General features: G+C 73.6%; 21 protein-coding genes. 10 read left to right on the top strand and 11 right to left on the bottom strand.

What is annotated here, in order from left to right:
- Positions 1-51: 51 nt before the first annotated feature.
- Positions 52-990: an S-methyl-5-thioribose-1-phosphate isomerase gene (mtnA, locus tag KME79_RS11990; RefSeq protein ID WP_148032524.1), complete on the bottom strand. Its 939-nt coding sequence runs from the start codon at positions 988-990 to the stop codon at positions 52-54.
- Positions 991-1,109: 119 nt separating this feature from the next.
- Between mtnA and KME79_RS11985 the strand changes: the two genes are divergently transcribed.
- The gene (locus KME79_RS11985) at positions 1,110-2,627 is read left to right on the top strand and encodes a serine/threonine-protein kinase (RefSeq protein ID WP_219544497.1); all 1,518 of its coding nucleotides are present in this window, start codon (positions 1,110-1,112) and stop codon (positions 2,625-2,627) included.
- A gap of 41 nt (positions 2,628-2,668) precedes the next feature.
- Complete coding sequence (locus KME79_RS11980; protein ID WP_148032526.1) at positions 2,669-3,781, top strand: DUF5925 domain-containing protein; 1,113 nt, start codon at positions 2,669-2,671, stop codon at positions 3,779-3,781.
- 47 nt (positions 3,782-3,828) lie between these two features.
- Here the strand turns inward: KME79_RS11980 and KME79_RS11975 are convergent, their stop codons facing one another.
- Positions 3,829-5,160 carry an SWIM zinc finger family protein gene (locus KME79_RS11975; protein ID WP_219544496.1) on the bottom strand — a complete coding sequence of 444 codons (1,332 nt, stop codon included), beginning with the start codon at positions 5,158-5,160 and terminating at the stop codon, positions 3,829-3,831.
- A gap of 81 nt (positions 5,161-5,241) precedes the next feature.
- Here KME79_RS11975 and KME79_RS11970 point away from each other — a divergent pair, with 81 nt between their 5' ends.
- Genes KME79_RS11970 through KME79_RS11960 form a run of 3 tightly spaced genes read left to right on the top strand, consistent with a single transcriptional unit; the run spans position 5,242 to position 9,440 of the window.
- The gene (locus KME79_RS11970; RefSeq protein ID WP_219544624.1) at positions 5,242-6,300 is read left to right on the top strand and encodes a C39 family peptidase; all 1,059 of its coding nucleotides are present in this window, start codon (positions 5,242-5,244) and stop codon (positions 6,298-6,300) included.
- Positions 6,301-6,303: 3 nt separating this feature from the next.
- The gene (locus KME79_RS11965; protein ID WP_246639710.1) at positions 6,304-8,181 is read left to right on the top strand and encodes a S9 family peptidase; all 1,878 of its coding nucleotides are present in this window, start codon (positions 6,304-6,306) and stop codon (positions 8,179-8,181) included.
- The gene (locus tag KME79_RS11960; protein WP_219544495.1) at positions 8,178-9,440 is read left to right on the top strand and encodes a M20/M25/M40 family metallo-hydrolase; all 1,263 of its coding nucleotides are present in this window, start codon (positions 8,178-8,180) and stop codon (positions 9,438-9,440) included. Before KME79_RS11965 ends, KME79_RS11960 begins: the two co-directional genes overlap by 4 nt.
- Positions 9,441-9,445: 5 nt before the next feature.
- On the opposite strand, the gene KME79_RS11955 is transcribed toward KME79_RS11960, so the two are convergent.
- The 6 genes from KME79_RS11955 to KME79_RS11930 all read right to left on the bottom strand — a co-directional run bounded on the left by KME79_RS11955 (position 9,446) and on the right by KME79_RS11930 (position 13,621).
- A complete protein-coding gene (locus tag KME79_RS11955; RefSeq protein WP_219544493.1) occupies positions 9,446-10,408 on the bottom strand; it encodes an ABC-2 membrane transporter-related protein in 963 nt (320 codons plus the stop codon).
- Positions 10,405-11,265 carry an ABC transporter ATP-binding protein gene (locus KME79_RS11950; RefSeq protein WP_308248881.1) on the bottom strand — a complete coding sequence of 287 codons (861 nt, stop codon included), beginning with the start codon at positions 11,263-11,265 and terminating at the stop codon, positions 10,405-10,407. The genes KME79_RS11955 and KME79_RS11950 overlap by 4 nt, the downstream gene beginning before the upstream one ends.
- Complete coding sequence (locus KME79_RS11945; protein ID WP_148032530.1) at positions 11,262-11,654, bottom strand: GntR family transcriptional regulator; 393 nt, start codon at positions 11,652-11,654, stop codon at positions 11,262-11,264. Before KME79_RS11945 ends, KME79_RS11950 begins: the two co-directional genes overlap by 4 nt.
- Positions 11,655-11,708: 54 nt before the next feature.
- Positions 11,709-12,449, bottom strand: a complete 741-nt coding sequence (locus KME79_RS11940) for a DUF427 domain-containing protein (RefSeq protein ID WP_148032531.1) — start codon at positions 12,447-12,449, stop codon at positions 11,709-11,711.
- A 28-nt stretch (positions 12,450-12,477) separates the two neighbouring features.
- Positions 12,478-13,065 (bottom strand): phosphatase PAP2 family protein, encoded by a 588-nt coding sequence (locus KME79_RS11935; RefSeq protein WP_219544491.1) that lies wholly within the window; start codon positions 13,063-13,065, stop codon positions 12,478-12,480.
- 88 nt (positions 13,066-13,153) lie between these two features.
- On the bottom strand, positions 13,154-13,621 hold the full coding sequence (locus KME79_RS11930; RefSeq protein WP_148032533.1) for an adenylyltransferase/cytidyltransferase family protein: 468 nt from the start codon (positions 13,619-13,621) through the stop codon (positions 13,154-13,156).
- Positions 13,622-13,778: 157 nt separating this feature from the next.
- On the opposite strand from KME79_RS11930, the gene KME79_RS11925 reads away from it, so the two are divergent.
- The gene (locus KME79_RS11925) at positions 13,779-14,219 is read left to right on the top strand and encodes an ATP-binding protein (RefSeq protein ID WP_308248880.1); all 441 of its coding nucleotides are present in this window, start codon (positions 13,779-13,781) and stop codon (positions 14,217-14,219) included.
- A gap of 25 nt (positions 14,220-14,244) precedes the next feature.
- Here the strand turns inward: KME79_RS11925 and KME79_RS11920 are convergent, their stop codons facing one another.
- Positions 14,245-15,216 (bottom strand): helix-turn-helix transcriptional regulator, encoded by a 972-nt coding sequence (locus tag KME79_RS11920; protein ID WP_219544489.1) that lies wholly within the window; start codon positions 15,214-15,216, stop codon positions 14,245-14,247.
- Positions 15,217-15,224: 8 nt separating this feature from the next.
- Here KME79_RS11920 and thrS point away from each other — a divergent pair, with 8 nt between their 5' ends.
- The 3 genes from thrS (at position 15,225) to KME79_RS11905 (ending at position 19,999) form a co-directional block, all read left to right on the top strand.
- Positions 15,225-16,586: a threonine--tRNA ligase gene (gene thrS, locus KME79_RS11915; RefSeq protein WP_308248891.1), complete on the top strand. Its 1,362-nt coding sequence runs from the start codon at positions 15,225-15,227 to the stop codon at positions 16,584-16,586.
- A gap of 81 nt (positions 16,587-16,667) precedes the next feature.
- Positions 16,668-19,061: a TRAP transporter permease gene (locus KME79_RS11910; RefSeq protein WP_219544486.1), complete on the top strand. Its 2,394-nt coding sequence runs from the start codon at positions 16,668-16,670 to the stop codon at positions 19,059-19,061.
- The gene (locus KME79_RS11905) at positions 19,058-19,999 is read left to right on the top strand and encodes a TAXI family TRAP transporter solute-binding subunit (RefSeq protein WP_219544484.1); all 942 of its coding nucleotides are present in this window, start codon (positions 19,058-19,060) and stop codon (positions 19,997-19,999) included. The genes KME79_RS11910 and KME79_RS11905 overlap by 4 nt, the downstream gene beginning before the upstream one ends.
- Before the next feature lie 448 nt (positions 20,000-20,447).
- Here KME79_RS11905 and KME79_RS11900 read toward each other — a convergent pair whose 3' ends face one another.
- Positions 20,448-21,416 (bottom strand): magnesium transporter CorA family protein, encoded by a 969-nt coding sequence (locus KME79_RS11900; RefSeq protein ID WP_219544483.1) that lies wholly within the window; start codon positions 21,414-21,416, stop codon positions 20,448-20,450.
- A complete protein-coding gene (locus KME79_RS11895; protein WP_219544482.1) occupies positions 21,417-22,130 on the bottom strand; it encodes a DUF72 domain-containing protein in 714 nt (237 codons plus the stop codon). It abuts the gene before it with no gap.
- Between the two features lie 74 nt (positions 22,131-22,204).
- Between KME79_RS11895 and KME79_RS11890 the strand changes: the two genes are divergently transcribed.
- Positions 22,205-23,557, top strand: a complete 1,353-nt coding sequence (locus tag KME79_RS11890) for a YibE/F family protein (protein WP_219544481.1) — start codon at positions 22,205-22,207, stop codon at positions 23,555-23,557.
- Positions 23,558-23,562 lie beyond the last annotated feature (5 nt).

Raw genomic sequence — 23,562 nt, 5'->3', positions numbered from 1 at the left:
CTCAGCGTAACGTCCTGCCTCATTCAGGTGAGGATATTCGGTTGATTTTACCTATGGCCGGATGACCCGCTCTTCCGTCACGATCGCCGTGATCAGGTCATGTGGTGTCACATCGAAGGCGGGATTGAGCGCGTCCGTGCCCTCGGGAGCCACGCGCGTGCCGCGGAAGGCCACGATCTCGTCAGCTCCGCGGTCCTCGATCTCGATGTGCTCGCCCGACGGGGTGGCCGGGTCGATCGTGCTCTCGGGGGCGACGACGATGAACGGCACCCCGGCCCGCTCCGCGCCGAGCGCGAGCGCGTACGAACCGATCTTGTTGGCGGTGTCGCCGTTGGCGGCGATCCGGTCGGCGCCGATCAGCACCGCGTCGACGCCTCCCCTGGCCAGCAGGTACGGTCCGGCGCCGTCGGTGACGAGGCGGTGCGGCGCGCCCATCCTGGCCAGCTCCCAGGCGGTGAGCCGGGCCCCTTGCAGCAGGGGGCGGGTCTCCAGGGCGAGGACCTCGGCGAGCCTGCCGCGCTCGTGCAGGGTCTGCGCGACGCCGAGCGCGGTGCCCCGCTCGACGCAGGCCAGGCCGCCGGTGTTGCACACGGTCATGATGCGCAGCCGGTCGCCTTCGAGCAGCTCGGCGCCCCGCTCGCCCATGGCGTGGCAGGCCGCGATGTCGTCGTCCCTGATGCGCAGCGCCGTCTCCAGCACCGCCTCGGGCCCCTCCGGAATGCGGGCGGCGGCCCGGTCGACGCCCCAGGCCAGGTTGACGGCGGTGGGCCGGGCCGCGCGCAGCCGGGCGACGGCGTCCTGGTCGCCGCGGGCCAGCACCACGCCGAGCGCCCCCGCCACGCCGAGCGCGGGCGCGCCCCGCACGGAGAGCCTGCGGATGGCGCCGACCAGCTCGTCCACGGTCTCGACGCGCAGGGTCACGCACTCGTCGGGCAGCCGGGTCTGGTCGACGAGCTCGACGGCGCCGTCCACCCAGTCGATGGTCCTCACCCGCCGAACGCTAGCGCAGCTTCCAGGTACGGATCAGCGCCCGGCGAGCACCCCGACGCCCCGGCGGAGAGATCGATCACCATACCGGCGAACCGGGGCGACCTGTAACGTAACGAACCATGGCGACTCCCCTGACGCCCGGCGATCCGGCCGAGCTCGGCGGCTACCGGCTGGCCGGGCGGCTCGGCGAGGGCGGGCAGGGCGTCGTCTACCTGGCGCATTCCGAGGCCGGCGAGCCGGTCGCGATCAAGCTGCTGAGCACGGGCGACCGCGAGACGCGGGCGCGGCTGGCGCGCGAGCTGGCGGCCCTGGAGGGCATCGCCTCGTTCTGCACGGCGCGGGTGCTCGCCGCCTCGACCGACGGGCCACGCCCGTACGTGATCAGCGAGTTCATCGACGGCCCCTCGCTGTTCGAGCGGGTGCGCGACCGGGGGCCGCTGGCGGGCGGCGACCTGGAGCGGGTGGCGATCGGCACGGCCACGGCCCTGGCGGCGATCCACGCGGCCGGCATCGTGCACCGCGACCTCAAACCGGCCAACGTGCTGCTGGGGCCGGACGGGCCGCGGGTGGTCGACTTCGGCATCGCCAGGGCCGAGGGGGCGGCGACCATGACGTCCGGGCTGATCGGCACCCCCGCCTACCTGTCGCCCGAGCAGATCGGCGGCGCCCCGGCGTCCCCGGCCTCCGACGTGTTCGCGTGGGCGGCGACGGTGCTGTTCGCGGCGACCGGGGTGAGCCCGTTCGGCGCCGACACGGTCCCCGCCGTGCTCCACCGCGTCCTGCACACCGAACCGGACCTGCGACCGCTCCCCCCGCGACTGCGCGGCCCCATCGCCTCGGCCCTCGCCAAGGACCCGGCCCTGCGCCCCACCGCCCCCTCCCTCATGGTCCAACTGGTCAACCCCGGCTCCCCCGGCCCGGTCGACGGCCCCACCGGGACGGGTACTGGCGAAGGGCGGAGGGTGGATCGGACAGGGCCGGGGGCCCCCGCTCTCACCACCGGGCCGGGGCGCGGGCGCTCCAGGGCGGTGCTGGTCGGCGCGCTGGCCGTGGTGGTGGCGCTGGCGGCCGGCGGCGCGGCGCTGCTGTGGACGTACCTCGGCGCGAGGGACACCGCCGCCCTTCCCACACAGAACACCGTCTCCACGACGGTCCCGCCGTCCCCCAGCGGGGAGCCCACCCCGGCCGGTGAGCCGACCCGAGCCGGAGAGTCCACCCAGGCCGAGGAGCCCGTGCGCCAGGAGCCCACCCGCTCACCGGCTCAGAGCGGCCGGGGCGACCTGCGGATCCCGGCCGCGTTCGCCGGCACGTGGGAGGGCACCGCCGACAGCGAGATGCTGGACAGGAAGTTCGAGGACGAACCCGTCGCCATCACCCTCAAGGAGGGCGAGAGCACCGGCACCTGGCACGCCCCCGGCGAGGACGCGGGCTGCGAGACCGGCACACTCCAGGTGACGGAGGTGTCGGAGAAGAAGCTGTCGTTCCGGCTCGGCGGGCTGGGCGGTCTGTGCGCGGTGTACGACAGCGCCGGCGGCATGCGGGTGACGCTGGAGCGCACCGACGACAACGAGGCGGATTACCGGCTGACCATGCCGATGGGCGGAAAAAGTGACGGTGAGCTGAAGCGAGCAGGTTAAAGTTTTCGACACGCGCACCCGAGGATGTGATCATAGACCCCATGTCTGTCATCAGGGAGGTGCCGTTCCCCAGCCCGGAAGACGCCGAGCTTCCCATGAACATCTGGCTCGACGACTCCGACTCGGCCGTCGACGTGATCGACGCGCTGGCCCTGTCGCCGTTCGCGACGGGCCTGCAGCCGTGGTCGCGGGTCGCCAGCCTGGAGCGGGTCCGCGCCGACGCGCCGCTGCGCCCCGCCGAGGGCCGCGTGGTGCGCACCGCCATGGTCGAGGACGGCATGGAGTCGCGGCTGATCTGCGGCGAGGGCTGGACCCTGCGGGTGATCAGGCACCGCAACCGCTCGGCCACCCTGAGCGTGAGCGCGATCAGCGAAGACCTGGCCCGCACCGTGCTCAAGGAGAGCGTCGCCGGCGCCGAGGAGGCCGCGCCGGAGACCGACCACGTGGAGATGGGCTTCTGGTGGCGCGGCTCCCACGGCGGCAACCGGTCGGAGAAGCCGATCACCGCCCAGCCGTGGGACCAGATCAGCGGCAACTACGCCGAGCGGGTGCGCGGCGGCCTGGCCGACCTGATGACGATCACTCCCGGCGACGTGAACGGCCGCCTCCTCCTGCTGCACGGCCCGCCGGGCACCGGCAAGACGACGCTGCTGCGCACGCTGGCCAAGCAGTGGCACGACTGGTGTCAGGTCGACTGCGTGCTCGACCCCGAGCGGCTGTTCGACGACCCCGGCTACCTGATGGAGGTGGCCGTCGGCTACGACAACGACGAGGACGAGAAGCAGCGCTGGCGGCTGCTCGTGCTCGAAGACTGTGACGAGCTGATCAGCGCGTCGGCCAAGTCGCAGGCGGGCCAGGGCCTGTCGCGGCTGCTCAACCTGACCGACGGCCTGCTCGGCCAGGGCCGCGACGTGCTGGTGGCGATCACCACGAACGAGGATCTGACCCGCCTGCATCCCGCCGTCGTGCGTCCCGGCCGCTGCCTGGCGCAGCTGGAGGTCGGCCCGCTGTCGCGCGAGGAGGCGGTCGCCTGGCTGGGCTCCTCCGACGGCATCGGCCCGTCGGGCGCGACCCTCGCCGAGCTGTACGCGCTCCGCACCGGCCGCACCTTCACCCCGGCCGCGTCCGACGACAACACCGGCCTCTACCTGTAGCCCGGCCGGCCCTACGACACGGCGACACGCCTGAACCCGGGGCCGTGTCAGACGGGGGTCTCCGCGGTGGCGCGGGCGGCGATCCTGGCGGCGAGCACGTGCTTGCACGGGCCGCGGGAGCCGCGGTGGTCGAACCACCACTCGCAGGTGCACGAGCCCGGCCCGACCGCGACCCGGCGGACGCCGCCCGGCGTGGTGACCTCCGCGTGGTCGCCCTCCAGCCGCACCGCGCCCGACTCCACCAGGGCGCGGGCCGCGGTGAGCCGCGGGTTGAGCTCCGCGACCTGGTCGCGGTCGTACGGGAGCTCGCGGTGGAAGTGGGACGCGTCGTGCAGGTCGTACCCGACGCGGCCGGCGGTGCCGAGCTGGGTGAGCGCGGCGCGCACCCGCGCGGGCGGGAGGCCGGAGCGGTCGGCGAGCAGCCCGATCTCCACGGCAGGCTCGAAGTTGAGCAGCATGCCGATCAGGTCGGCGTCGCCGGCGGCCTCGTCGGTGGCCAGGTCCTCCAGCACCTGACCCTCGCCGGAGAAGCCGCGCCACGGCTGCGGCGAGACCGCCAGCGTGTAGCGCATCCCGGGCAGCTCCAGCTCCCACGCGCTCGCCTGGTGCTCGGAGTCGCCCGCGGGGCCGTACACGCGCAGCGCCTTGGCGAACCTGAGCAGCGGTATGAGCGTGACGATCCGCCCGGTGCCCGACAGGCAGACGGCGCCGCGGCCGGGGCCGGCGGCCAGGCGCAGGTCGCGTCCGGCGGGCGCGGCCCAGACGGCGCCGCGCGCGCGGCGCGGCAGCGAGCGCAGGAAGCGCACCGCCTGCGGCCCGTTCAGCTCCGCCCGCAGGTCGAACCCGGCCGCGATCACCTGCACCTCGGCGAAGCCGCGCAGCCACCGGGTGGGCAGCGGCACCTTCTTCTCCACCACGGCGCCGTCGAGCGTGGTGACGGTCAGCTCGTCGGGGCCGACGCCCAGGTGGAGCGGGTCACGGCCACCGACCCGGCGCAGCGACTCGCGCAGCGGGCCGTTGACGTTGACGTTGGTGGTGCCGCGGTCGAGCACCTCGCCGTCGAGGGCGGTCACGTCGAGCCGGGCGTAGACGCCGCCGCAGGCGGAGAACGACTCGAACCTGAGCCGGTCGCCGTCGCAGGTCACCACCGGGTCGCGGGTCCAGCCGGGGCGCGGCTGGTGGTAGCGGGCCAGCGCCACGTCGGCCACCGCCAGCAGCCCGGCCGCGGCCGGGGCGGCCTGGGTGAGCAGGCCGCTGAAGAACCTCGGGTGCGTGTGGGGCCCGGACAGCGCCGTGCCGCCGGAGGTCGACAGGCCGAGCCTGCCGTCGGCGAGCGTGGAGGCCCCGGCGTAGGAGTACGCCTGCACTGCTTGAGTCATGGCCCGGACGATAGTGATCACGACCGACAATCAGGCCAGTACGTAAAACATCCGATGCGTGACCTGCGGCGCGACCCCACAATGGGGCTGGTGCTCACTGTCGACCGGCCCCGCGTCGCCCTCACCCGCTTCATTGTGCCCCCGGCGCCCCCCGTGCTCCCGGACACCGGGGACGGCTGGACCGGTGACGACCAGCGGATCGGCTTCCCCGCGACGCAGCTGGTGCCGTCGTGGACCGCGCGCACCCCGCCGGGCTCCTGGATCGAGGTCGAGCTGCAGGCGGTCACCGCCGAGGGCCGCCGCACCAAGTGGTACGTGATGGGCCGCTGGTCCGAGCACGGCGAGCCGCGCACGTCGGTGGCCGGCCAGGGCGACGACGACGGCGACGTGGCGGTCGACACGTTCGTGGCCCGGCGGCCCGTCACCGCCTACCGGGTCCGGGTGCGGGCGTGCGGAGCGGGCGCGCGGGTCGACGGGCTCGCGGTGATGGCGTCGGCGCTGCCGCCGCACCCGTCCGGCTCGCCGCCGTCCGGCCGCGAGCCGGTGGAGCTGGACGTGCCGGCGCTCTGGCAGCACGCGCACGCGGGCCACCACCCGGAGTACGACGGCGGCGGCGCCAACTGGTGCGGCCCCGCCGCGACGTCCATGGTGCTGGCCTACTGGGGCCGCGGGCCCGACGATCTGGGATGGGTGGGCGGCGGCTGCCCCCACCCGGCCGTCGACCACGCCGCGCGCGGCACCTACGACCGCAGCTACCTGGGCACCGGCAACTGGCCGTTCAACGTGGCGTACGCGGGCTCGTACGGCCTGCGCGGGTTCGTGACCCGGCTGAGGTCGGCGGCCGAGCTGGAGCGGTTCGCCCGCGCCGGGATCCCGGTGGTGGTGTCGCTGTCCTTCAAGGAGCGCGAGCTGCCCGGGTCCGGCTACTCCACGAGCGGCAACCTCATGGTGGTGACCGGCTTCACGGCCGGCGGCGACGTGCGGGTCAACGACCCGGCCGTGCCCGACGGCCGGGTGCGGCGGGTGTATCCGCGGGCGGCGTTCGAGCGCGTGTGGCTCAGGAGTTCCGGCAGCGGCGGCATCACGTACGTCCTGCACCCACCCGAGATGTCCCTGCCCGAGTCCGATGGCAATTGGTGAGACATGAGTATTGAAGCGATTGATGTGGCCCGCACCGACGGCGGCCCCCAGTGGGTCGAGGCCGTCGCCACGCCCGCGGGCGTGGAGGTGTGGTGGGACGAGCCGCGCCCGCACGAGGGCGGCCGGCGGTGCGTGGTGCGCGGGCTGCCCGGCGGCGGGCGCGCGGACGCGCTGCCCGGCGGCTGGAACGCGCGCAACCGGCTGGTCGAGTACGGGGGCCGCTCGTGGCGGCCGTTGCCCGGCGGCGGCCTGGTGTTCACGAACTGGGCCGACCAGCGGGTCTACCGCGTCGACGGCGGCGACCCGGTGCCGCTGACGCCGGAGGGCCCGGCCCGCTACGGGGACCTCTACCTGCCGCCGGGCCGGGCCGAGGTGTGGGCGGTGCGGGAGACCGACGACGTGCGCGACCTGGTGGCGATCTCCCTTTCCGGCCCTCTTTCCGGCCCCCTTTCCGGCGGCGAGGTGCGGGTGGTCGCGAAGGCGCAGCACTTCCTGATGAACCCGCGTCTCTCCCCCGGCGGCGGCCACGTCGCCTGGATCGGCTGGGACCACCCGGACATGCCGTGGGACGGCACCGAGCTGTGCGTCGCCCCGCTCGGCGACGACGGCGTCGCGGGCCCGTACACGGTGGTGGCGGGCGGCCGGGAGGAGTCGGTCGTGCAGGCCGAGTGGCGCGACGACGACACGCTGTACGCGGTCACCGACCCGACCGGCTGGTGGAACGTGCACGAGATCGGCCGCGACGGCGTCCGCGGGCGCAACCTCACGCCGATGGAGCTGGAGTTCGGCAACGCGCCGTGGAAGCCGGGCATGACCTGGCTGGCGCTCGCCGGCGACCGCCTGGTGCTGGTCTACGGCACGGCCGACCGGCGGCGGCTGGGCGTGCTCGACCCGGCCACCGGCGAGCTGCGGGAGATCGGCGGCGAGGCCACCCACTGGGCCTCGACCGTCTCGGCGGCGGGCGGGAAGGCCGCGGCGGTGCCCGCGACCCCGTTCTCGCCCCTGGAGGTGGTGCTGGCCGACCTCGACGGCGGCGGGCTGGAGACCGTGTCGGCCCCCCGGCCGCTGCCGGACCGCGCGCTGCTGCCCGAGCCGGAATCGATGACGATCGAGGGGGTGCACGCGCACGTGTACCCGCCGCTCGGCGTCCAGGGCCCGGCCCCGTACGTGATCTTCGTGCACGGCGGGCCGACCGGCAGCAGCCCCGTCATGCTCGACCTGGAGATCGCCTACTTCACCAGCCGCGGGCTGGGCGTGGCCGAGGTCAACTACGGCGGCTCCGCCGGATACGGGCGGGCCTACCGGGAGCGGCTGCGCCACCAGTGGGGCGTGGTCGACGTGCAGGACTGCGCGAAGGTGGCGCGCGGGCTGGTGGAGCTGGGCCGCGCCGACGCGGCCAGGATCGCGATCAGGGGCGGCAGCGCCGGCGGCTGGACGACGGTGGCGGCGCTGGTGCACAGCGACGTGTTCGCGGGCGGCGTCGCGCAGTACGCGATCACCGACCCGGAGAGCTGGGCGGCCGAGACGCACGACTTCGAGTCGCGCTACCTGGACGGGCTGATCGGGCCGCTGCCGGAGACGCGGCAGCGCTACACCGACCGTTCGCCACTGCTGCACGCGCACCGGGCGTCCGGCCCGTGCCTGATGCTGCACGGGCTGGAGGACGCGATCGTGGACGTGAGCCAGGCCGAGCGGTTCGTCGCCGAGCTGGACCGGCACGGCAAGCGGTGGGCGCTGCTCACCTTCCCCGGCGAGCAGCACGGCTGGCGCAGGGAGGAGACCATCGTCGCGGCGCTGGAGGCCGAGCTGGCCTTCTACGGTCAGCTGTTCGGGTTCGAGACGCCCGAGGTCGCGCCGCTGAAGCTGGAGGGCGGGAAGTGAAGAGCGTCGCCGAGATCTGCTCGGACCTGATCAGGTTCGACACCACCAACCCGGGCTCCGGCGAGCGCCCGGCGGCCGAGTACGTCGCCACGCTGCTGGCCGACGCCGGGCTGGAGCCGGAGGTGTTCGAGTCCGCGCCCCGGCGCACGACCGTGGTGGCCAGGATGGCCGGCGACTCCTCCGACGCGCTGCTGATCCACGGCCACCTGGACGTGGTGCCCGCCGACCCGGCCGAGTGGCGGATGCACCCGTTCTCCGGCGAGATCGTCGACGGCTGCGTGTACGGCAGGGGCGCGGTCGACATGAAGGGCTCGTGCGCGATGACCCTGTCCACCGTGCTCGGCATGCGGGCGCGCGGGCAGCGGCCGAAGCGCGACCTGGTGCTGGCGTTCCTGGCGGACGAGGAGGCGACCGGCGACTACGGCTCCCGCCACGCGGTGACCGAGCACCGTGAGCTGTTCGACGGGGTGACGGAGGCGATCAGCGAGTCGGGCGGGTTCAGCGTCACGTCCGGCGACCACCGGGTCTACCCGGTGGCGGTGGGCGAGCGCGGCACCGCCTGGATGAAGCTGACCGCGCACGGCGTGGCCGGTCACGGCTCCAAGCCTCCGGTCGACAACCCGGTGGCCACGCTGGCGCACGCGCTGTCGCGCCTGGCCGCACACCAGTGGCCGGTACGGCTCACGCCGCCGGTCGCGGCGCTCATCCGCGAGCTGTCGGCGATCACCGGACAGCCGGTGGACCTGGACCGGCTGGACTCCGAGGCGGCCCGGCTCGGCCCGCTGGGCGAGCTGTTCAAGGCCCAGATCCGCAACTCGGCCAACCCGACGATGCTGGCCGCCGGCTACAAGGTGAACGTGGTGCCCTCCTCGGCCGAGGCGCACGTCGACGGCCGCTACCTGCCGGGGCTGCGGGAGGAGTTCCTGGAGACGCTCGACGAGCTGCTCGGCCCGAAGATCACCCGCGAGTTCGTCAACCTGGAGGACGCCCCGGCGGCGCCGTACCCGTCGTCGTTCTTCGACGAGCTGGCCGGCTCGCTGGCGGCCGAGGACCCGCTGGCCAGGCCGGTGCCGTACGTGATGAGCGGCGGCACGGACGCCAAGTCGTTCGCCGGGCTCGGGATCCAGGGGTACGGGTTCGCGCCGCTCATGCTGCGGCCGGATCTCGACTACTTCGGCATGTTCCACGGCAAGGACGAGCGGGTGCCGGTGGCGGGGCTGGAGTTCGGCACGAGGGTGCTGGCCAGACTGCTCACCTGACGGTCTCACCCCCGGCGGCGCAGCACGCGGCGCGCGGTGAGGGCGCACAGCAGGGCGGAGGCGGCCACCAGGATGCCCGCCTCCGTCCACTGGAAGCGCCAGAACCGCTCCGGCGGGTGGTAGGTGACGGCGTAGGCGTAGCCCTCGGCGAACAGGCAGTCCTGCCACGCCTCGGCTTTCGCGCTGCTCCGCCCGGTGTCGAGGCCTCGTTCGCAGGCGGCGGGGTCGTCCACCGCCCGCCCCGACGGGTCCACCCAGGTGGCGCCGACCAGCCGGGCGTCGGGGTCGTCGAGCACGACCGTGCCCGACAGCACGGCCCGGTCCGGCGGCGCGTAGTGGTCGCTGAGCGCGAACAGCGTGAACATGGTGGCCGCGACCCCGGCCACGACCAGCGCCATCGCCGGGAGCGTGCGCCTGAACAGCGTCCCGGCGAACCCTCCGGCCGCGAACGCGTACAGCCACCACGCGGCCGGCGCCACCCCCGTCATGTTGAACACCCCGATGTTGCCGAACCCGGAGTCGATCCCCTCCCTGAACACCGGACGCCACAGGCTGACCATGAGCGACAGCAGCAGCCCGCCGGCCACCACCGCGCCGCCCAGCACGCCGAGCTTGACCGCCAGCCACCGCCGCACCGGCACGGACTGGGTCCAGGCCAGCCGGTGGGTGCCGCGCTCGTACTCCCTGCCGAGCAGCGGCGCCCCCCAGAACGCGCCGATCAGCGCCGGCAGCACCAGCGGCATCCAGCCGAACAGCGTGTAGACGGCGTCGTACCGCTCCCCCAGGCCCACCGCCACCTCGACCGACCCGCAGTGGGCGAAACCGGCGGGGCAGCCGTCAGGGAAGTAGCCGGACACATAGCTCCGGGCCTCGGTCGCGGAGCCGAGCAGCAGCAGCCCGAGCAGGACCAGGAAGCCGGCGGTGGTCAGGAGCTGCGCCCGGTGCTGGCGCCAGGTGACCCAGATCATCGCGCCACCCCCGCCGGGCCGGGCAGCGCCGCCGCCTGAGGGCTGCGCAGGTAGCCCATGACCAGCTCGTCCAGGTTCGGACGGCGGGTGCTCCAGCGCGGGCCGAGCGCGCGGTCGCCGCGGACCAGCAGGGTGGCGTGCCTGCCGGTGCCGGTCGCGGAGACGGCCTCCAGCCCTTCGGCCGCCTCCGCCGGGCCGGACAGCAGCAGATGGCCGGCCAGCAGGTCGTCGATGTCGCCGCTGACCTGGAGCCGGCCGCCGTTGAGCACGACCAGCCAGTCGCAGGTGTCCTCCAGGTCGGCGATCACGTGCGAGGACAGCAGCACGGTGAGGCCGCGCCCGGCCACCTCGCCCATGAGCGTGCGCATCACGTCGTGCCGGGCCAGCGGGTCGAGGTTGGCCAGCGGCTCGTCCAGGACCAGGAGGTCGGGCGTCCTGGCCAGGGCGAGGGTGATCGCGACCTGCGCCTGCTGCCCGCCGGACAGCCTGCCCGCCCTGCGGCCGAGGGGGACGCCCAGCACGTCCAGCCGGGCCCGCGCGCCCTCGCCGTCCCAGCGGGTGTTCGTCCGCCGCCCGAACTCCAGCAGCTCGCCGACGGTGAACGACTCGTACAGCGGCTTGTCCTGGGCCACGAACGCGGCGGTCCCCCGTACCGAGACGTGTCCCCGGTCGGGCGCGAGCAGGCCGACGGCGGCGAGCATGAGCGTGGTCTTCCCGGCCCCGTTGGGGCCGACCAGCGCGGCGACCCGCCCGGCGGGCACGGACAGCGAGCAGTCGCGCAGCGCCCACGCGCGCCGGCGCCGCACGCCCAGCCCTGTGGTTTCCAGCACGGGCACCTCCAGGATCGGCGCGCTCACGCCACGCCCTCCCGGGAGGCGTCGGAGAGGACGGCGGCGAACAGCGCCCGCAGGTCCTCCTCGTCCAGCCCGGCGTCCCTGGCCTCACGCACCCACGCGGCCAGCCCCCGCCGCAGCCGCGTGTGCTCGGCCAGCCCGGCCCCGCCGAAGCCGCGCTCCACGAACGTGCCGAGCCCCGGCCGGCCCGTCACGAGCCCTTCACGCTCCAGCTCCCGGTAGGCCTTGAGCACGGTGTTGGGGTTGATCGCCAGCTTCTCGACGACCTCCCGCGCGGTGGGCAACTGGTCACCGGGGCGCAGCGTGCCGAGCCGCAGCGCGTGCTTGACCTGGTGGACGAGCTGGAGGTACGTGGCGACGCCCGACCCGCGGTCGAGCTGGAACTCGATCATAACACCCTTTCACTAATGAAGTAGTGAAAGGGTGATGGACTCGGCCCCGGCCTGTCAACCGAAGACGGTCTTGGGGCGTTCCTGAAGCTCGCCGTCGACGTAGACGTCGACCTTCTCGTCGTAGAAGGCGATCAGGCCGGCGACGCGCTCGCTCTCGGGCAGCGGGGTCGGGTACGACCACGCCAGGTCCTTCTCGCCGTTGACCGACCAGTATTCGGCGGTGCCCTTGTAGGGGCAGTGCGTCACGGTGCCGGTGTGTTCCAGGAGGTCCAGCCGGACGTCCGTCTTCGGCAGGTAGTAGCGGGGCGGCAGGCCCGTCTCGAACAGGATGCGGGCGTGCCGCGAGTCGGCCACCGTCACGCCCGCGACCTCGACGCGGACGTGGCGGGAGCTGGGGAGGATGTCGACGCGGGTGTAGGGGCTGCGGGCGTGCACGTACACCTGTTCGTCCTCCTCGAACCAGGCGTCCATGGCGTCCCAGGTGAAGCGGACATGACCCCTGATCGCCTCCAGCGGCGAGTCCGGGTACGTGACGGCGGCGTCGGCCGCCTCCTTCCCGCCCGCCGTCACCGTGTGGACGACCCCGTCGCCCCGGCTCGGCGAGCGCTCGACCGCTCCGGTCGGCTTGAGCTCGGCCTGGACGTCGTCCAGCGGGACGTAGTAGGCCGGGTAGTAGGGCACCTCCCACACCAGCAGGGCACGGGTGGTGTCGGCGACCGGGCGTCCACCGAGAAAGATCCTGACACGCTTGGCCGAGGGCTCGACGCGGACCCGGCCACGGCTCACGGCATCCATACCCACGCAAACCCCGGCTCCCGCGGGGCTATTCCACCCCGAACGCCGCCAGCGTCGCCCACGTGACGAGCGCGCCCACGGCCGTGCCCGCGGCCACCTGGGCAGGGGTGTGGTGCGCCAGCCGGACCCTGGCCCAGCAGACCAGCGCCACCACCGCCGCCCCGGCCAGCAGGACCGGCACGGCGGGCAGCACGTACGCGAGCACCACGACCGTGCCCGCGCACACGGCGGCGTGGAAGGAGATCTTCCAGCGGAACGTGACCGGGATCGTCACGGCCAGCGCGGCGAGCATCGCGGTCACGGCGGCCAGCAGCAGCCGCGGCGCGCCCAGCCAGGCCAGCAGCACCAGCGCGCCCAGCACGCCCGCGACGGCGGCCAGCAGCGGCCCCGGGCGGCTCGCCCGATCCACGATGTGGTGGGAGTCGAGGCGGCCCGACCGCACCCCGGCGGCGATCACCGCAGCGGGCACTCCCCCGCACAGCACCGACGCCACCAGCCCCCACGCGGCCCCCGTCCAGCCCTGGGCGACCAGGCCGATGGCCGGCGGCATGGAGATCACCAGGACCTGCGGGGCGAGCAGGTCGGTGACCCCGCGCGCGAGCCGATCGGACGTCATGTCAGGAGGGTACGCGATCATGCTCCGCACCCCGGTGACGCCGGGCCAGGTGTCTTCCCATCCCGGCCGCCGTACGGGAGAGGCCGGGCTACCCCTTGCCCGCGGCGTTGACGATGCGGGTGGTGGAGCGGTCGGGGATGGCCTCCATCTCCCAGCACTCGGCCCCCAGCAGCGCCGCGGCGGCGCGGCGGCCCCCGGCGTGCGGGTCGCCGGCGGTGTGGGCGAGCGCGCCCGGCCGCATCGGCGCCAGCAGATCGATGTAGTGCTCCGGCGCGTGCGCCTCCGGCGGCCCGGTGACGATGAACACGCCGGTCACCGCGCGCAGCGCGGCGAGCACCTCGGCCCGCTCCACCGCCGGATTGAACGGCCGCGAGGGGCCCTTCCACGCCCGTACGCGAGGATCGTCCTCGACGCCGACGACCAGGGGCAGCCCCCGGGCGGCCACCTCTCCGAGATAGCGCACGTGGCCAACGTGCAGGATGTCGAAAACTCCGGTCACGACCGCCGCCCCCGGGTGGTCGTACCGCTGCACCCAGACGGCCTCCAGGCTGCTCACCCAGGCACCCCTCCTAGTCGACTCGTCGATCGCAGCGTACAAGGTCCGGCGCGGCACCCCGACAGCCGATCGCCGGAAAGGCGATTCCTACCTTTTCGCGATAATCCGCGGGGGTGGGTTCGCGCGTCGAACAACGTCGCCGAAACGGGGGGTCAGCGTGACACGACCGGACGTCCATCAGCCCGAGCACGACCTCGAGATGCGCTTCCCCGGGGACCCGGCGGCGGTCGCCAGGGCGCGGGGCCTGGTCACCGGCACCCTCGGCCGCGACCACCCGCTGCACGACGACTGCGCGCTGCTGATCAGCGAACTGGCCACGAACGCGGTGCTGCACACCCGCTCGGGCGGGGGCGGCTCGTTCACCGTGCGGCTGCGCGCGACGGGAGCGACGGTGCTGGTGTGCGTCGAGGACGCGGGCTCGGACGGCCCGCCGTGCGTGTGCGGCGCCGACCCGCGGGCGACGAGCGGGCGCGGGCTGCCGATGCTGGAGGCGCTCAGCCACCGCTGGGGCTATACCCGGGGCGACGGGACCACGACGGTCTGGTTCGAGCTGCTGCTGGTGACGGTGCCGGCCGGCTGGGCGGCCGAGCCGGTCTGACAGAGCCGGTTCTAGACGAGCCGGTCTAGACGTCGAGCCGGCACAGGCCCTCGGCCAGCGCCTTCGTGGTCAGCCGGGTGCGGCTGTCGCAGGCCAGCTTGGCGAAGATGTGCTCGAGGTGGGTGGTGACGGTGCGGACGCTGAGCACGAGCGCGGCGGCGATCTGCGGGTTGGAGTCGCCGGCCGCGACCCGGGTGAGCACGTCCACCTCGCGCCCCGTCAGGTCGTACGGCAGGGAGCAGGGCCGCTCGGCCACCACCGCGCCCTGCAGCGAGCCCTGGTAGCCGACGCCGGCGCGCAGCAGCCGGGTCTCGTGCCACTGCCCGCTCCGGTCGAGCCAGAGGCCGTGCCGGCCGAGCTCGCGCGAGTCGATGAACGCGCGCGCGTAGGCGGGCATCGCCGGATCGTCGCGCAGCACTTCGGAGACCGGCCGCCCGGGGACCTCGCGCGAGATGCCGGCCCGGTCGAAGGCGACCGCGCGGAACCCCGGCGGCAGCCCCACCGGGTCGATCACGCACCGGGTGAGGTCGGTGACGTGCGCCAGCATCGGGCTCACGGCCGTCACCAGCCGACCGGTCAGCGCGGGGAACGCGTCGCGGGCGGCCAGGTGGAGCAGGCCCGTGTAGCGGCCCTCGGCCAGGAACAGCGGCGCCGTCAGCCCCGCCCGCCACCCGTAGGGCGCCAGATGGCGGCGGAAGTAGAGCTCGGTGCCCGGCTCCGGCATGACGACCGGCCGGCGGGTGGCCATCGCCGTGCGGTAGGCCTCCAGCCCGGTGTACTCCTCGGCGGCGTCGCCGTCGACGCGCCGGTGCCCGTCGGACACGACGCTCTCGTGGCGGCCGGTGGCGGGGTCGAAGGCGACGAACTCGTAGGCGTCGACCGGCACCACCTCGCGCAGCGCGGTCATCGCGCCGTGGGCCCCGGCTCCCGCGGCCACCTGGTAGCCGACCTCGGCGAACGCCTGCAGCTGGCGGACGTTCAGGGTGATCTCGGCCACGGTTCTTTATACCACTGCCGAATTTTCCGGGGGCGGACGCGAGAGTCAGGCTGCTATCGTCGGACCCATGCAGCGCGCTCTCGTCACGACGACGCCGGACCCCGTCCCGGCGCGCTGATTCCTGCTCCCGGGCGAATGCCCGGGAGAGTCGGTCGTTCGCCCTTTCCACGCGAAGGACGATCATGAACGACCACCGCAGACTCGGCCGCGAGCTCGGCCTCTTCGACACCGACCCGCTGATCGGCTCCGGGCTCCCCTTCTGGCTGCCCGCGGGCGCCGCCGTCCGCAAGGCCGTCGAGGACTACGTGTACGAACTGGAGCGCCGCAACGGCTACCAGCACGTCAACTCGCCCGTGCTGGGCAAGCGCGAGCTGTACGAGCGATCCGGGCACTGGGCGCACTACGCCGAGGACATGTTCCCGCCGATGCGGGTGGGCGGGGAGGAGTTCGTGCTGCGGCCCAGCCTCTGCCCGCACCACGCGCTCGTCTACCGCTCCCGCCCGCGCACCCACCGCGACCTGCCGCTGCGGATCGCCGAGCTGGGCGGCATGTACCGCTCGGAGCTGTCCGGCGTGCTCGGCGGGCTGACCAGGGTACGGGCCATCCAGCTCAACGACGGGCACGTGTTCTGCCGGCCCGAGCAGGCGGCCGGCGAGGTGTCGGCCGCGCTCGACCTGATCGAGGCCGCGCACGCCCAGCTCGGCATCGAGGCCGCCCGCTACCGGCTGTCGCTGCGCGGCGAGGGCGCCAAGTTCGTCGACGACCCGGAGATGTGGGACCGCTCGGAGTCGATCCTGCGCGAGGTGCTCCACCGGCGCGGGCGCGCCTTCGACGAGGAGCGCGGCGAGGGCGCCTTCTACGGCCCCAAGATCGACATCCAGATCGCGGACCCGGCGGGGCGCGAGTCGACCCTGTCGACCGTGCAGGTCGACTCCTTCCAGCCGGAGCGCTTCGACCTGGAGTACGCGGGCGGCGACCGGCCGGTGATGGTGCACCGCAGCGTGGTGGGCGGGCTGGAGCGGCTGGTGGCCCACCTGATCGAGGTGCACGGCGGCGCGTTCCCCGCCTGGATGGCGCCGGTGCAGGCGGTGGTGCTGCCGCTGTCCGACGCCGAGCTGCCCGCCGCGGGCGACGTGGTACGGCGCTGCGTGGCGGCGGGGATGCGGGCCGAGCTCGTCGAGCCGGGCCGGGGCACCCTCGGCGCCCGGATCAGGGCCAACCGGCTGGTTCCCTTCCAGCTCGTCGTGGGACCGCGCGAGGCCGCCGGCGGCGGGGCGGCGGTGCGGCTGCGCGACGGCAGCCAGGCCGGGGTGGTGCCGGTCGCCGAATTGGCGGCGATGTGCGCGCCGCGCTTCCAACCCGGGCAATAGATCAAATAAACGTCACGACTCTTCCCACAGCCGGTAAAGGGCTCGTACATTGCCCCCAACGCCGTGTCAGAGGGAGTTGTTTTGACCGAGTCGAGCGACCGACAGGCCGGGCCCGTACAGGCCCGCGAACAGGAACGCCCGGCCCGGCAGCTCGCAGGCCCCTTACGGCTCGGCGTGTGGGTCGTCGGCGGGCTGCTCTCGGCCTACTCGATCGCGGTCGTGTTCTGGCCGGTCGAGGCATTGCAGCACCGGATGACGTTCCTGGCGGCGGCGCTGCCGCTGGTGTTCCTCTGCTACCGGTCGGGGGCGGCGCAGTCGCTGAGCCGCCTCCGTCGCCTCCCCGGCGAGCTGCGGCGCCTCGGCCGGCGGCTGGACGGGCCGTTCGCGCGCCGCCTGCGCGCCCGCTTCTCCCGGTCCGGGCCGCCCGCCGGGGCGGCGACGCACCCGGACGCCAGGGCGCTCACGTTGGGCGAGGCCCCGACGCTGCCGGAGGTCCGCGCTACGGGGGCCCTCCCGGACACGCCGACGCTGCGCGACGTCCCGGCCGCCGACCCGCCGAAGGGCGCGAGCCCGTCGGCGGACACGGTGATCATCGGCGTCTCACCGGACACCACCACTCACCCGGACACCGACCCCCCGGACACCGACCCCCCGGACACCGACCGCCCGGACACCCCTGACGACACGCTGGTCCTCGACCGGACGACCGGGGCGGCGGACGAGCCCGGTCCGGCGCCGCTCGCGGACACGCTCCCGGTGGAGGTCGGGGCGGAGGGTCCGGTGCGCCGGAAAGGCGAGTGGCCGACCGTCGGTGACTGGGTGCTGGCGCTGGCCTCGCTGGCGGTGCTCGTGTACCCGCTGGCGGACATCGAGTCGTTCCGCGATCGAGGGTCGGGCGCGGCGCTGTCCGAGCTGGACGTGATCGCCGGGATAGGGCTGACCCTGCTCCTGCTGGAGGCGGTGCGCCGCACGGTCGGCGCGGTTCTCTCCATCATTTGCACCATTTTTCTGGCATATGCCTATTACGGCGCGATGCTGCCCGTCGATTGGACGATCGGCCACCGAGGTCTCGACCTCGACCAGATCGTGTCGCAGCTCTATACGGGCACGGAAGGCTTTTTCGGCGTCCCTCTCCAGGTGGCGGCGAGTTACATCATCCTTTTCACCGTCTACGGCGCGGTCCTCGACTACTCCGGCGCCAGCAGGTTCTTCATCGACCTGAGCTTCTCCGCCTTCCGCAGGTCACGCGCCGCCCCCGGCCGCACCGTGACCACCGCAGGATTCCTGCTCGGCACGGTGTCCGGCTCGGGCGTGGCGACCACCGTGAGCCTGGGCAGCGTGGCCTGGCCGGTGCTGCGGCGGGCCGGCTACCCGAGAGAGCCCGCCGGCGGCATCCTCGCGGCCGCCGGCATCGGCGCCATCCTGTCGCCGCCGACGCTCGGCGCGGCGGCGTTCATCATCGCGGAGGTCATGCGGGTCAGCTACCTGCAGGTGCTGATCTACGCGACGATCCCGACGATCCTCTACTACCTGGGCATCCTGCTGGCGATCGAGATCGACTCCCGCCGGTTCGGCACGCACGCCGTGCGGGTGGACACGCCCGGCGTCGGCAGACTGCTGCTGCGCTTCGGCTACCACTTCAGCTCGCTGATCCTGATCGTGGTCCTGATGGCGATGGACCGGTCGGCGTTCCAGTCGGTGGTGATCGCCACCGCGGTCGCGTTCGCCCTGTCGTTCCTGGATTCCGCCCACCGGATGGGCCCGAGGCGGATCGGCCGGGCGCTGGCCAAGGGCACGCTGGAGGTGCTCCCGGTGACCGCGGTGTGCGCGGCGGCGGGCATCATCGTCGGCGTCATCACCCAGACCGGGCTCGGCCTGAACCTGAGCTCGATCATCGTGGACTTCGCCGCGGGCAACCTGATCCTGACCACGGTGATGGCGGCCCTGGCGGTCATGCTGCTCGGCCTGGCGGTGCCGGTGACGGCCAGCTTCATCATCGCCGCGGTGATCATCGCCCCCGCGCTGACGGCTCTCGGCGTGGGGCAGGCCGAGGCGTACATGTTCATCTTCTACTACGCGGTGCTGTCCGAGGTGAGCCCGCCGACCGCGCTGTCGGCGGTCGCGGCCTCCGCCATCACCGGCGGCAACACGTACCGCACCATGATGATGACCTGGCGCTACACGCTGCCGGCCTTCCTGGTGCCGTTCGCGTTCGTGCTCACCCCGCACGGCCAGGCGCTGCTCGGCCAGGGGCCGTTCGGCACCGTGCTGGCCATGACGGCGGTGTCGGCCGTCGCGGTGGCGGCCCTGGCGATGGCCACCGGCGGCCTGGCCGGCGCGCCCGAGCGGCTGCTGGCCGCGGTGGCCGCCGTGCTGCTGCTGTTCCTCGAACCCGTCCCGATCGTCGCGGGCCTGGCCGTGCTGGCCGTCGCGGCAGCCGTCCACCTCATCAGAAGAAGGAGCGTCCCAGCGTGAAGCGGATATTTGCGGTGCTCGCCGTGGCCGGCCTGATCGCGGGCTGCGGAGGCGCCGGCGGAGGCTCGGGCAACCGGCTGTCGATCGCCACCGGCGGCACCACCGGCGTCTACTACGTCTACGGCGGCGGCCTGGCCAAGCAGCTGTCGGCCAACATCGCCGACACCCAGGCCACCGCCTCGGTCACCTCCGCCTCCGTCGAGAACATCAAGCTGCTGGCCACCGGCAAGGCCGACATCGGCTTCTCCCAGGCCGACACGGCCGCCGACGCGGTCAACGGCACCGGCTCGTTCACCGAGAAGCAGCCGATCAAGGCGCTGGCCCGGATCTACGACAACTACGCGCACGTGGTGGTCGCCCCGGGCGTGCAGGCCGGGAAGGTGGCCGACCTGAAGGGCAAGACGGTCTCGCTCGGCCCGCCGAACTCCGGCACGCAGGTCGTGGCCAGGCGGATGCTGGAGGCGGCCGGGCTCGACCCCGACACCGACATCAGCAAGCAGCAGCTGTCGATCAACGAGTCGGTGCAGGCGGTCAAGGACGGCACCGTCGACGCGTTCTTCTGGGTCGGCGGGCTGCCCACGGCCGGCGTGGTGGACCTGGCCACCAGCAAGCCCGACATCAAGATCATCGACACCGCCGACGTGCTGGCGGAGATGCAGCGCGAGTACGGCGAGCAGTACGTCGGGCTCGACATCGGCCTGGACGTCTACAAGCTCGAAGGCTCCGTGGAGACGGTCGGCATCGCCAACGTGCTGCTGGTGCCCGACACCATGGACGAGCAGCTGGCCTACGACATCACCCGGACGCTGTTCGAGAAGAAGCAGGAGCTGGTCGCGGTCCACCCGGAGGCCGACAAGCTCGACCCGGCGCTCGCCCAGCAGGTGCAGCCGGTCGCCCTGCACCCCGGCGCGGCCCGCTACTTCAAGGAGAAGGGCTGATCCGGCTGGCCCTCTCGCTCGCCGCGGTGCTGGCGCTCGGCTCCGGCGGCGGGCCGGGGCGCCCGGCCGTCAACGGGCTGGTGCTGCCGCCCTCCGGGGCGTTCGCTCTCGCGTACGTCCATTCGGTCTACCGTGCGCCCTCGGCGGAGCTGTTCACCGCCGAGGGCCGCGGCTTCACCATGCGCGCCGTGGTGTCCACCGGCGGCGGCGTGCTCGACTACTACGCGCTCGACGGGACGCGGTCGCGTACCCCCGAGGGGGCGTGGCTGCTGCGGCTGGCGGCGCCGGCCGCGTACGGCGAGCTGTCGCTGCTCGCCACCCCGATCGGGCGCAGGACGCTCGTCGCCGGCGGGCGCTGCCTGCCGCTGCACCCGGCCGGCGGCGCGCGCGAGGTGACGGTGCGGGTCGGCCTGACGCTGGAGGACCGGGGCGTGCCCTGCCCGCCGCCCTACAACCAGTCGTTCTTCTTGAACACCACGTACAGCGCCACCGACACGACGGACACCAGCGCCAGCGACATCCAGAAGCCCACCGCCTGGCCGGAACCGGGGAACGGTACGTTCTGGCCGTAGAAGCCGGTGATGGCGGTGGGCACCGCGATGATGGCCGCCCAGCCGGTGAGCCGTTTCATGATCTGGTTGAGCCGGAAGCCCTGCTGGGCCAGGCGCGTCTCGCGCATGTTGGCCAGCAGGTCGCGCAGCGACTCCAGCAGCTCGGCGGTGCGCTGCACGTGGTCGTAGACGTCCTGGTAGTAGGGCATCATCTGGGAGCCGCGCAGGACGCCCTGGTCGCGGTGGAGCAGGGTGCCGAAGAGCTCCCGCATCGGCATCACGACCTTGCGGAAATGCGCGGAGGTCTTGCGCAGCTCGTACATCTTCCGCTGCACCTCCCTGGCGTCGGCGGGCCGCTCCTCGAACAGCTCCTCCTCCAGGTCCTCGGCCCGTCCGTCCAGGTCGAGCACCAGCTCCAGCTGGCCGTCGACCACCCAGTCGAGCAGGCCGTGCAGCAGGAACAGCACCCCGTTCCCGGCCAGCGCGGGCGCGGCGTCCCAGCGCCGGACCACCTCGTCCAGGTCGACCGCCGGGTCCAGCCTGACCGTGACGAGGGCGGTCTCGGTGACGAAGACGTCGATCTCGGCCGGGGCGAACCGGTCGCCGTCGAAGCGCATCGCGTACACGGTGATGAACAGGTGGTTGGCGTAGACGTCGGCCTTGGGGCGCTGGTGGTCGGCGAGCACGTCCTCGACGGCCAGCTCGTGCAGGCCCAGCTCGTCGCCGAGCGCGGTCAGCTCCTCAGGCGTCGGCCGGCACAGGTCGATCCAGATCGCGTTGCGGTGGTCGGACACGTGGTCGGAGACCTCGGCGAGGGGGAAGTTCTCCTTCTCCAGCCGGCCGTCCCGATACAGGCGGGTACGCACCTAAAGCAGTCTGGCAAAGCGCGCGGCGTTCCGCACCGCCGCGCCGCCGGGGTCGTTGTTGAAGTACACGTACGCGTCGCGCCAGCCCGCCTCGCGGACCCGCCCGGCCCAGGTCTTCAGCGCCGTGTCCCCGTACGAGAACCCGTCGGCGGCGCGGCCCTGGTGCAGCCGCACGTACCCCCACGGCGCGGTCCGCCAGAACGGGTTCTGCGGCTGGTTGAGCCGGTCGGCCCAGCACAGGGCGGCCTGGCGGGCCTCCAGGATCGCCCGGGTCTCGCCGGTCCACCACGACTCGTGCCGGAACTCCACGGCCAGCCTGACGTGCCCGGGGAAGCAGCTCAGGCAGCGTTCCAGCCGGCCGGGGTCGGCCCGCAGCGTGGGCGGGAGCTGCAGCAGGATCGGGCCGAGCGTGCCGCCGAGCCCCGACGCGGCCGCCATCAGCCTGGCGACGGGCTCCTCCGGCTCGTCCAGCCGCTTGATGTGGGTGAGGTAGCGGCTGGCCTTGACCGCCATGACGAAGCCGTCGGGGGTGCGCTCGCGCCAGCCGGCGAACGTCTCCGGCTTCGGCAGCCGGTAGAACGCGTTGTTGTTCTCGACCGTGGGGAAGGTCTCCGCGTACGTCTCCAGCCAGCGCCGCTGCGGCACCCCCTCGGGATAGAGGACGCCGCGCCAGTCCGCGTACTGCCACCCCGAGGTGCCCACGAGCGTCGCCATTCCGATGGCCTACCCACCCCGTCCACGTGCAGTACTGTCGCACTCGCCGACCGGACGAGGAGGTCTGATCAGGGATGGGCGCCAACCACGCGCACGACCATGCGCACGGCACCCCGGTGCCCGCCTCACGGCGGGCCGTCGTGGCCACGCTGGCCGTTCTTTTGCCGCTGGCGGCCGTCACGCTGGCGGCGCTGGTGCTGCTGTGGCCGGACGGGCGTCCGGAGGCGGCCCAGGAGCAGACCGGGTTCCAGCGGGTGGCCGGCACGATCACCGCGGTGGCGCTGGAGCCGTGCGGTGAGACGCAGCCCGGCGCGCCCGAGCCGCACCCGGCGACCTGCGGCAAGGCGACCGTCACCGTCGGCGAGGGGCGCGACGAGGGCCGCCAGGTCGCCCTGTCGCTGCCCAGCGGGCCGGGCTCCCAGCGCTTCACCGCGGGCGACGACGTGGTGCTGCTGCACAACCCGCAGGCCGAGGAGGGCATGCCGGCCTACCAGCTGTCCGACCACGACCGGTCGGCGCCGCTGCTGCTGCTCGGGGCGGCGTTCGCGCTGGCGGTGATCGCGTTCGGGCGCTGGCGGGGGCTGACGGCGCTGCTGGGCCTGGCGATCACGTTCGTGCTGCTGCTCACGTTCGTGATCCCCGGCATCCTGGGCGGCGAGCCGCCGATGCTGGTCGCGATCGTGGGCGCCTCGGCGATCATGCTGTCGGTGCTGTTCCTGACGCACGGGTTCACGCTGGCGACCTCGATGGCGGTGCTCGGCACACTGGCCAGCCTCGCCGTGACCGGCGTGCTCTCGTACGCGGTGATCGGGGTCGCCAAGCTGAGCGGCATCACCGACGACAGCTCGTTCACCCTCGACATGAGCATGTCCATCGACACGCAGGGGCTGCTGCTGGCGAGCATCATGATCGGCGCGCTGGGGGTCCTGGACGACGTGACGGTCACCCAGTCGGTGACCGTGTCCGAGCTGGCCGCGGCCAACCCGTCCTACGGGTTCCGCCGCCTCTACCGGGCGGGCAGCCGGATCGGCCGGGCGCACATCGCGTCGGTCATCAACACGATCATCCTGGCGTACGCGGGGGCGTCGCTGCCGCTGCTGCTGCTGTTCAGCATCGGCGAGCAGCCGCTGGGCGAGGTGCTGACGACGCCGGTCATCGCCCAGGAGGTGGCCCGCAGCGTGGTGGGCACGCTGGGGCTCATCTCCGCCGTGCCGATCACCACCGCGCTGGCCGCCCTCGTCACCTCCCGCCACGCGAACCCGTCCGGCGCCGCCTCCGGCGAACCCGAGCCCGCGCCCCGGCCCTCCGGAGAGTCCTTCTCCGCCGACGACACCCCGCGGGCTCCCCTTCCCGGGCCGGACGGCCCGTACGGCGACCGGCCGCTCCCCCGCCGCGCCCGCCACCGCCGCGCCGGCTCCCCGCCATAGAAGGG

Source organism: Nonomuraea harbinensis (genome assembly GCF_019396385.1).
Taxonomy (GTDB): domain Bacteria; phylum Actinomycetota; class Actinomycetes; order Streptosporangiales; family Streptosporangiaceae; genus Nonomuraea; species Nonomuraea ferruginea.
Note: the sequence above shows the minus strand (reverse complement) of the source record. Positions and strands in the feature narration are given on the sequence as shown.

Bases quoted from the DNA above. Each gene is read 5' to 3' on its own strand.
- KME79_RS11985 (WP_219544497.1), top strand. From the start codon at position 1,110: ATGGCGACTCCCCTGACGCCCGGCGATCCGGCCGAGCTCGGCGGCTAC.
- KME79_RS11980 (WP_148032526.1), top strand. From the start codon at position 2,669: ATGTCTGTCATCAGGGAGGTGCCGTTCCCCAGCCCGGAAGACGCCGAG.
- KME79_RS11975 (WP_219544496.1), bottom strand. From the start codon at position 5,160: ATGACTCAAGCAGTGCAGGCGTACTCCTACGCCGGGGCCTCCACGCTC.
- KME79_RS11970 (WP_219544624.1), top strand. From the start codon at position 5,242: ATGGGGCTGGTGCTCACTGTCGACCGGCCCCGCGTCGCCCTCACCCGC.
- KME79_RS11965 (WP_246639710.1), top strand. From the start codon at position 6,304: ATGAGTATTGAAGCGATTGATGTGGCCCGCACCGACGGCGGCCCCCAG.
- KME79_RS11955 (WP_219544493.1), bottom strand. From the start codon at position 10,408: ATGATCTGGGTCACCTGGCGCCAGCACCGGGCGCAGCTCCTGACCACC.
- KME79_RS11945 (WP_148032530.1), bottom strand. From the start codon at position 11,654: ATGATCGAGTTCCAGCTCGACCGCGGGTCGGGCGTCGCCACGTACCTC.
- KME79_RS11940 (WP_148032531.1), bottom strand. From the start codon at position 12,449: ATGGATGCCGTGAGCCGTGGCCGGGTCCGCGTCGAGCCCTCGGCCAAG.
- KME79_RS11935 (WP_219544491.1), bottom strand. From the start codon at position 13,065: ATGACGTCCGATCGGCTCGCGCGCGGGGTCACCGACCTGCTCGCCCCG.
- KME79_RS11895 (WP_219544482.1), bottom strand. From the start codon at position 22,130: ATGGCGACGCTCGTGGGCACCTCGGGGTGGCAGTACGCGGACTGGCGC.
- KME79_RS11890 (WP_219544481.1), top strand. From the start codon at position 22,205: ATGGGCGCCAACCACGCGCACGACCATGCGCACGGCACCCCGGTGCCC.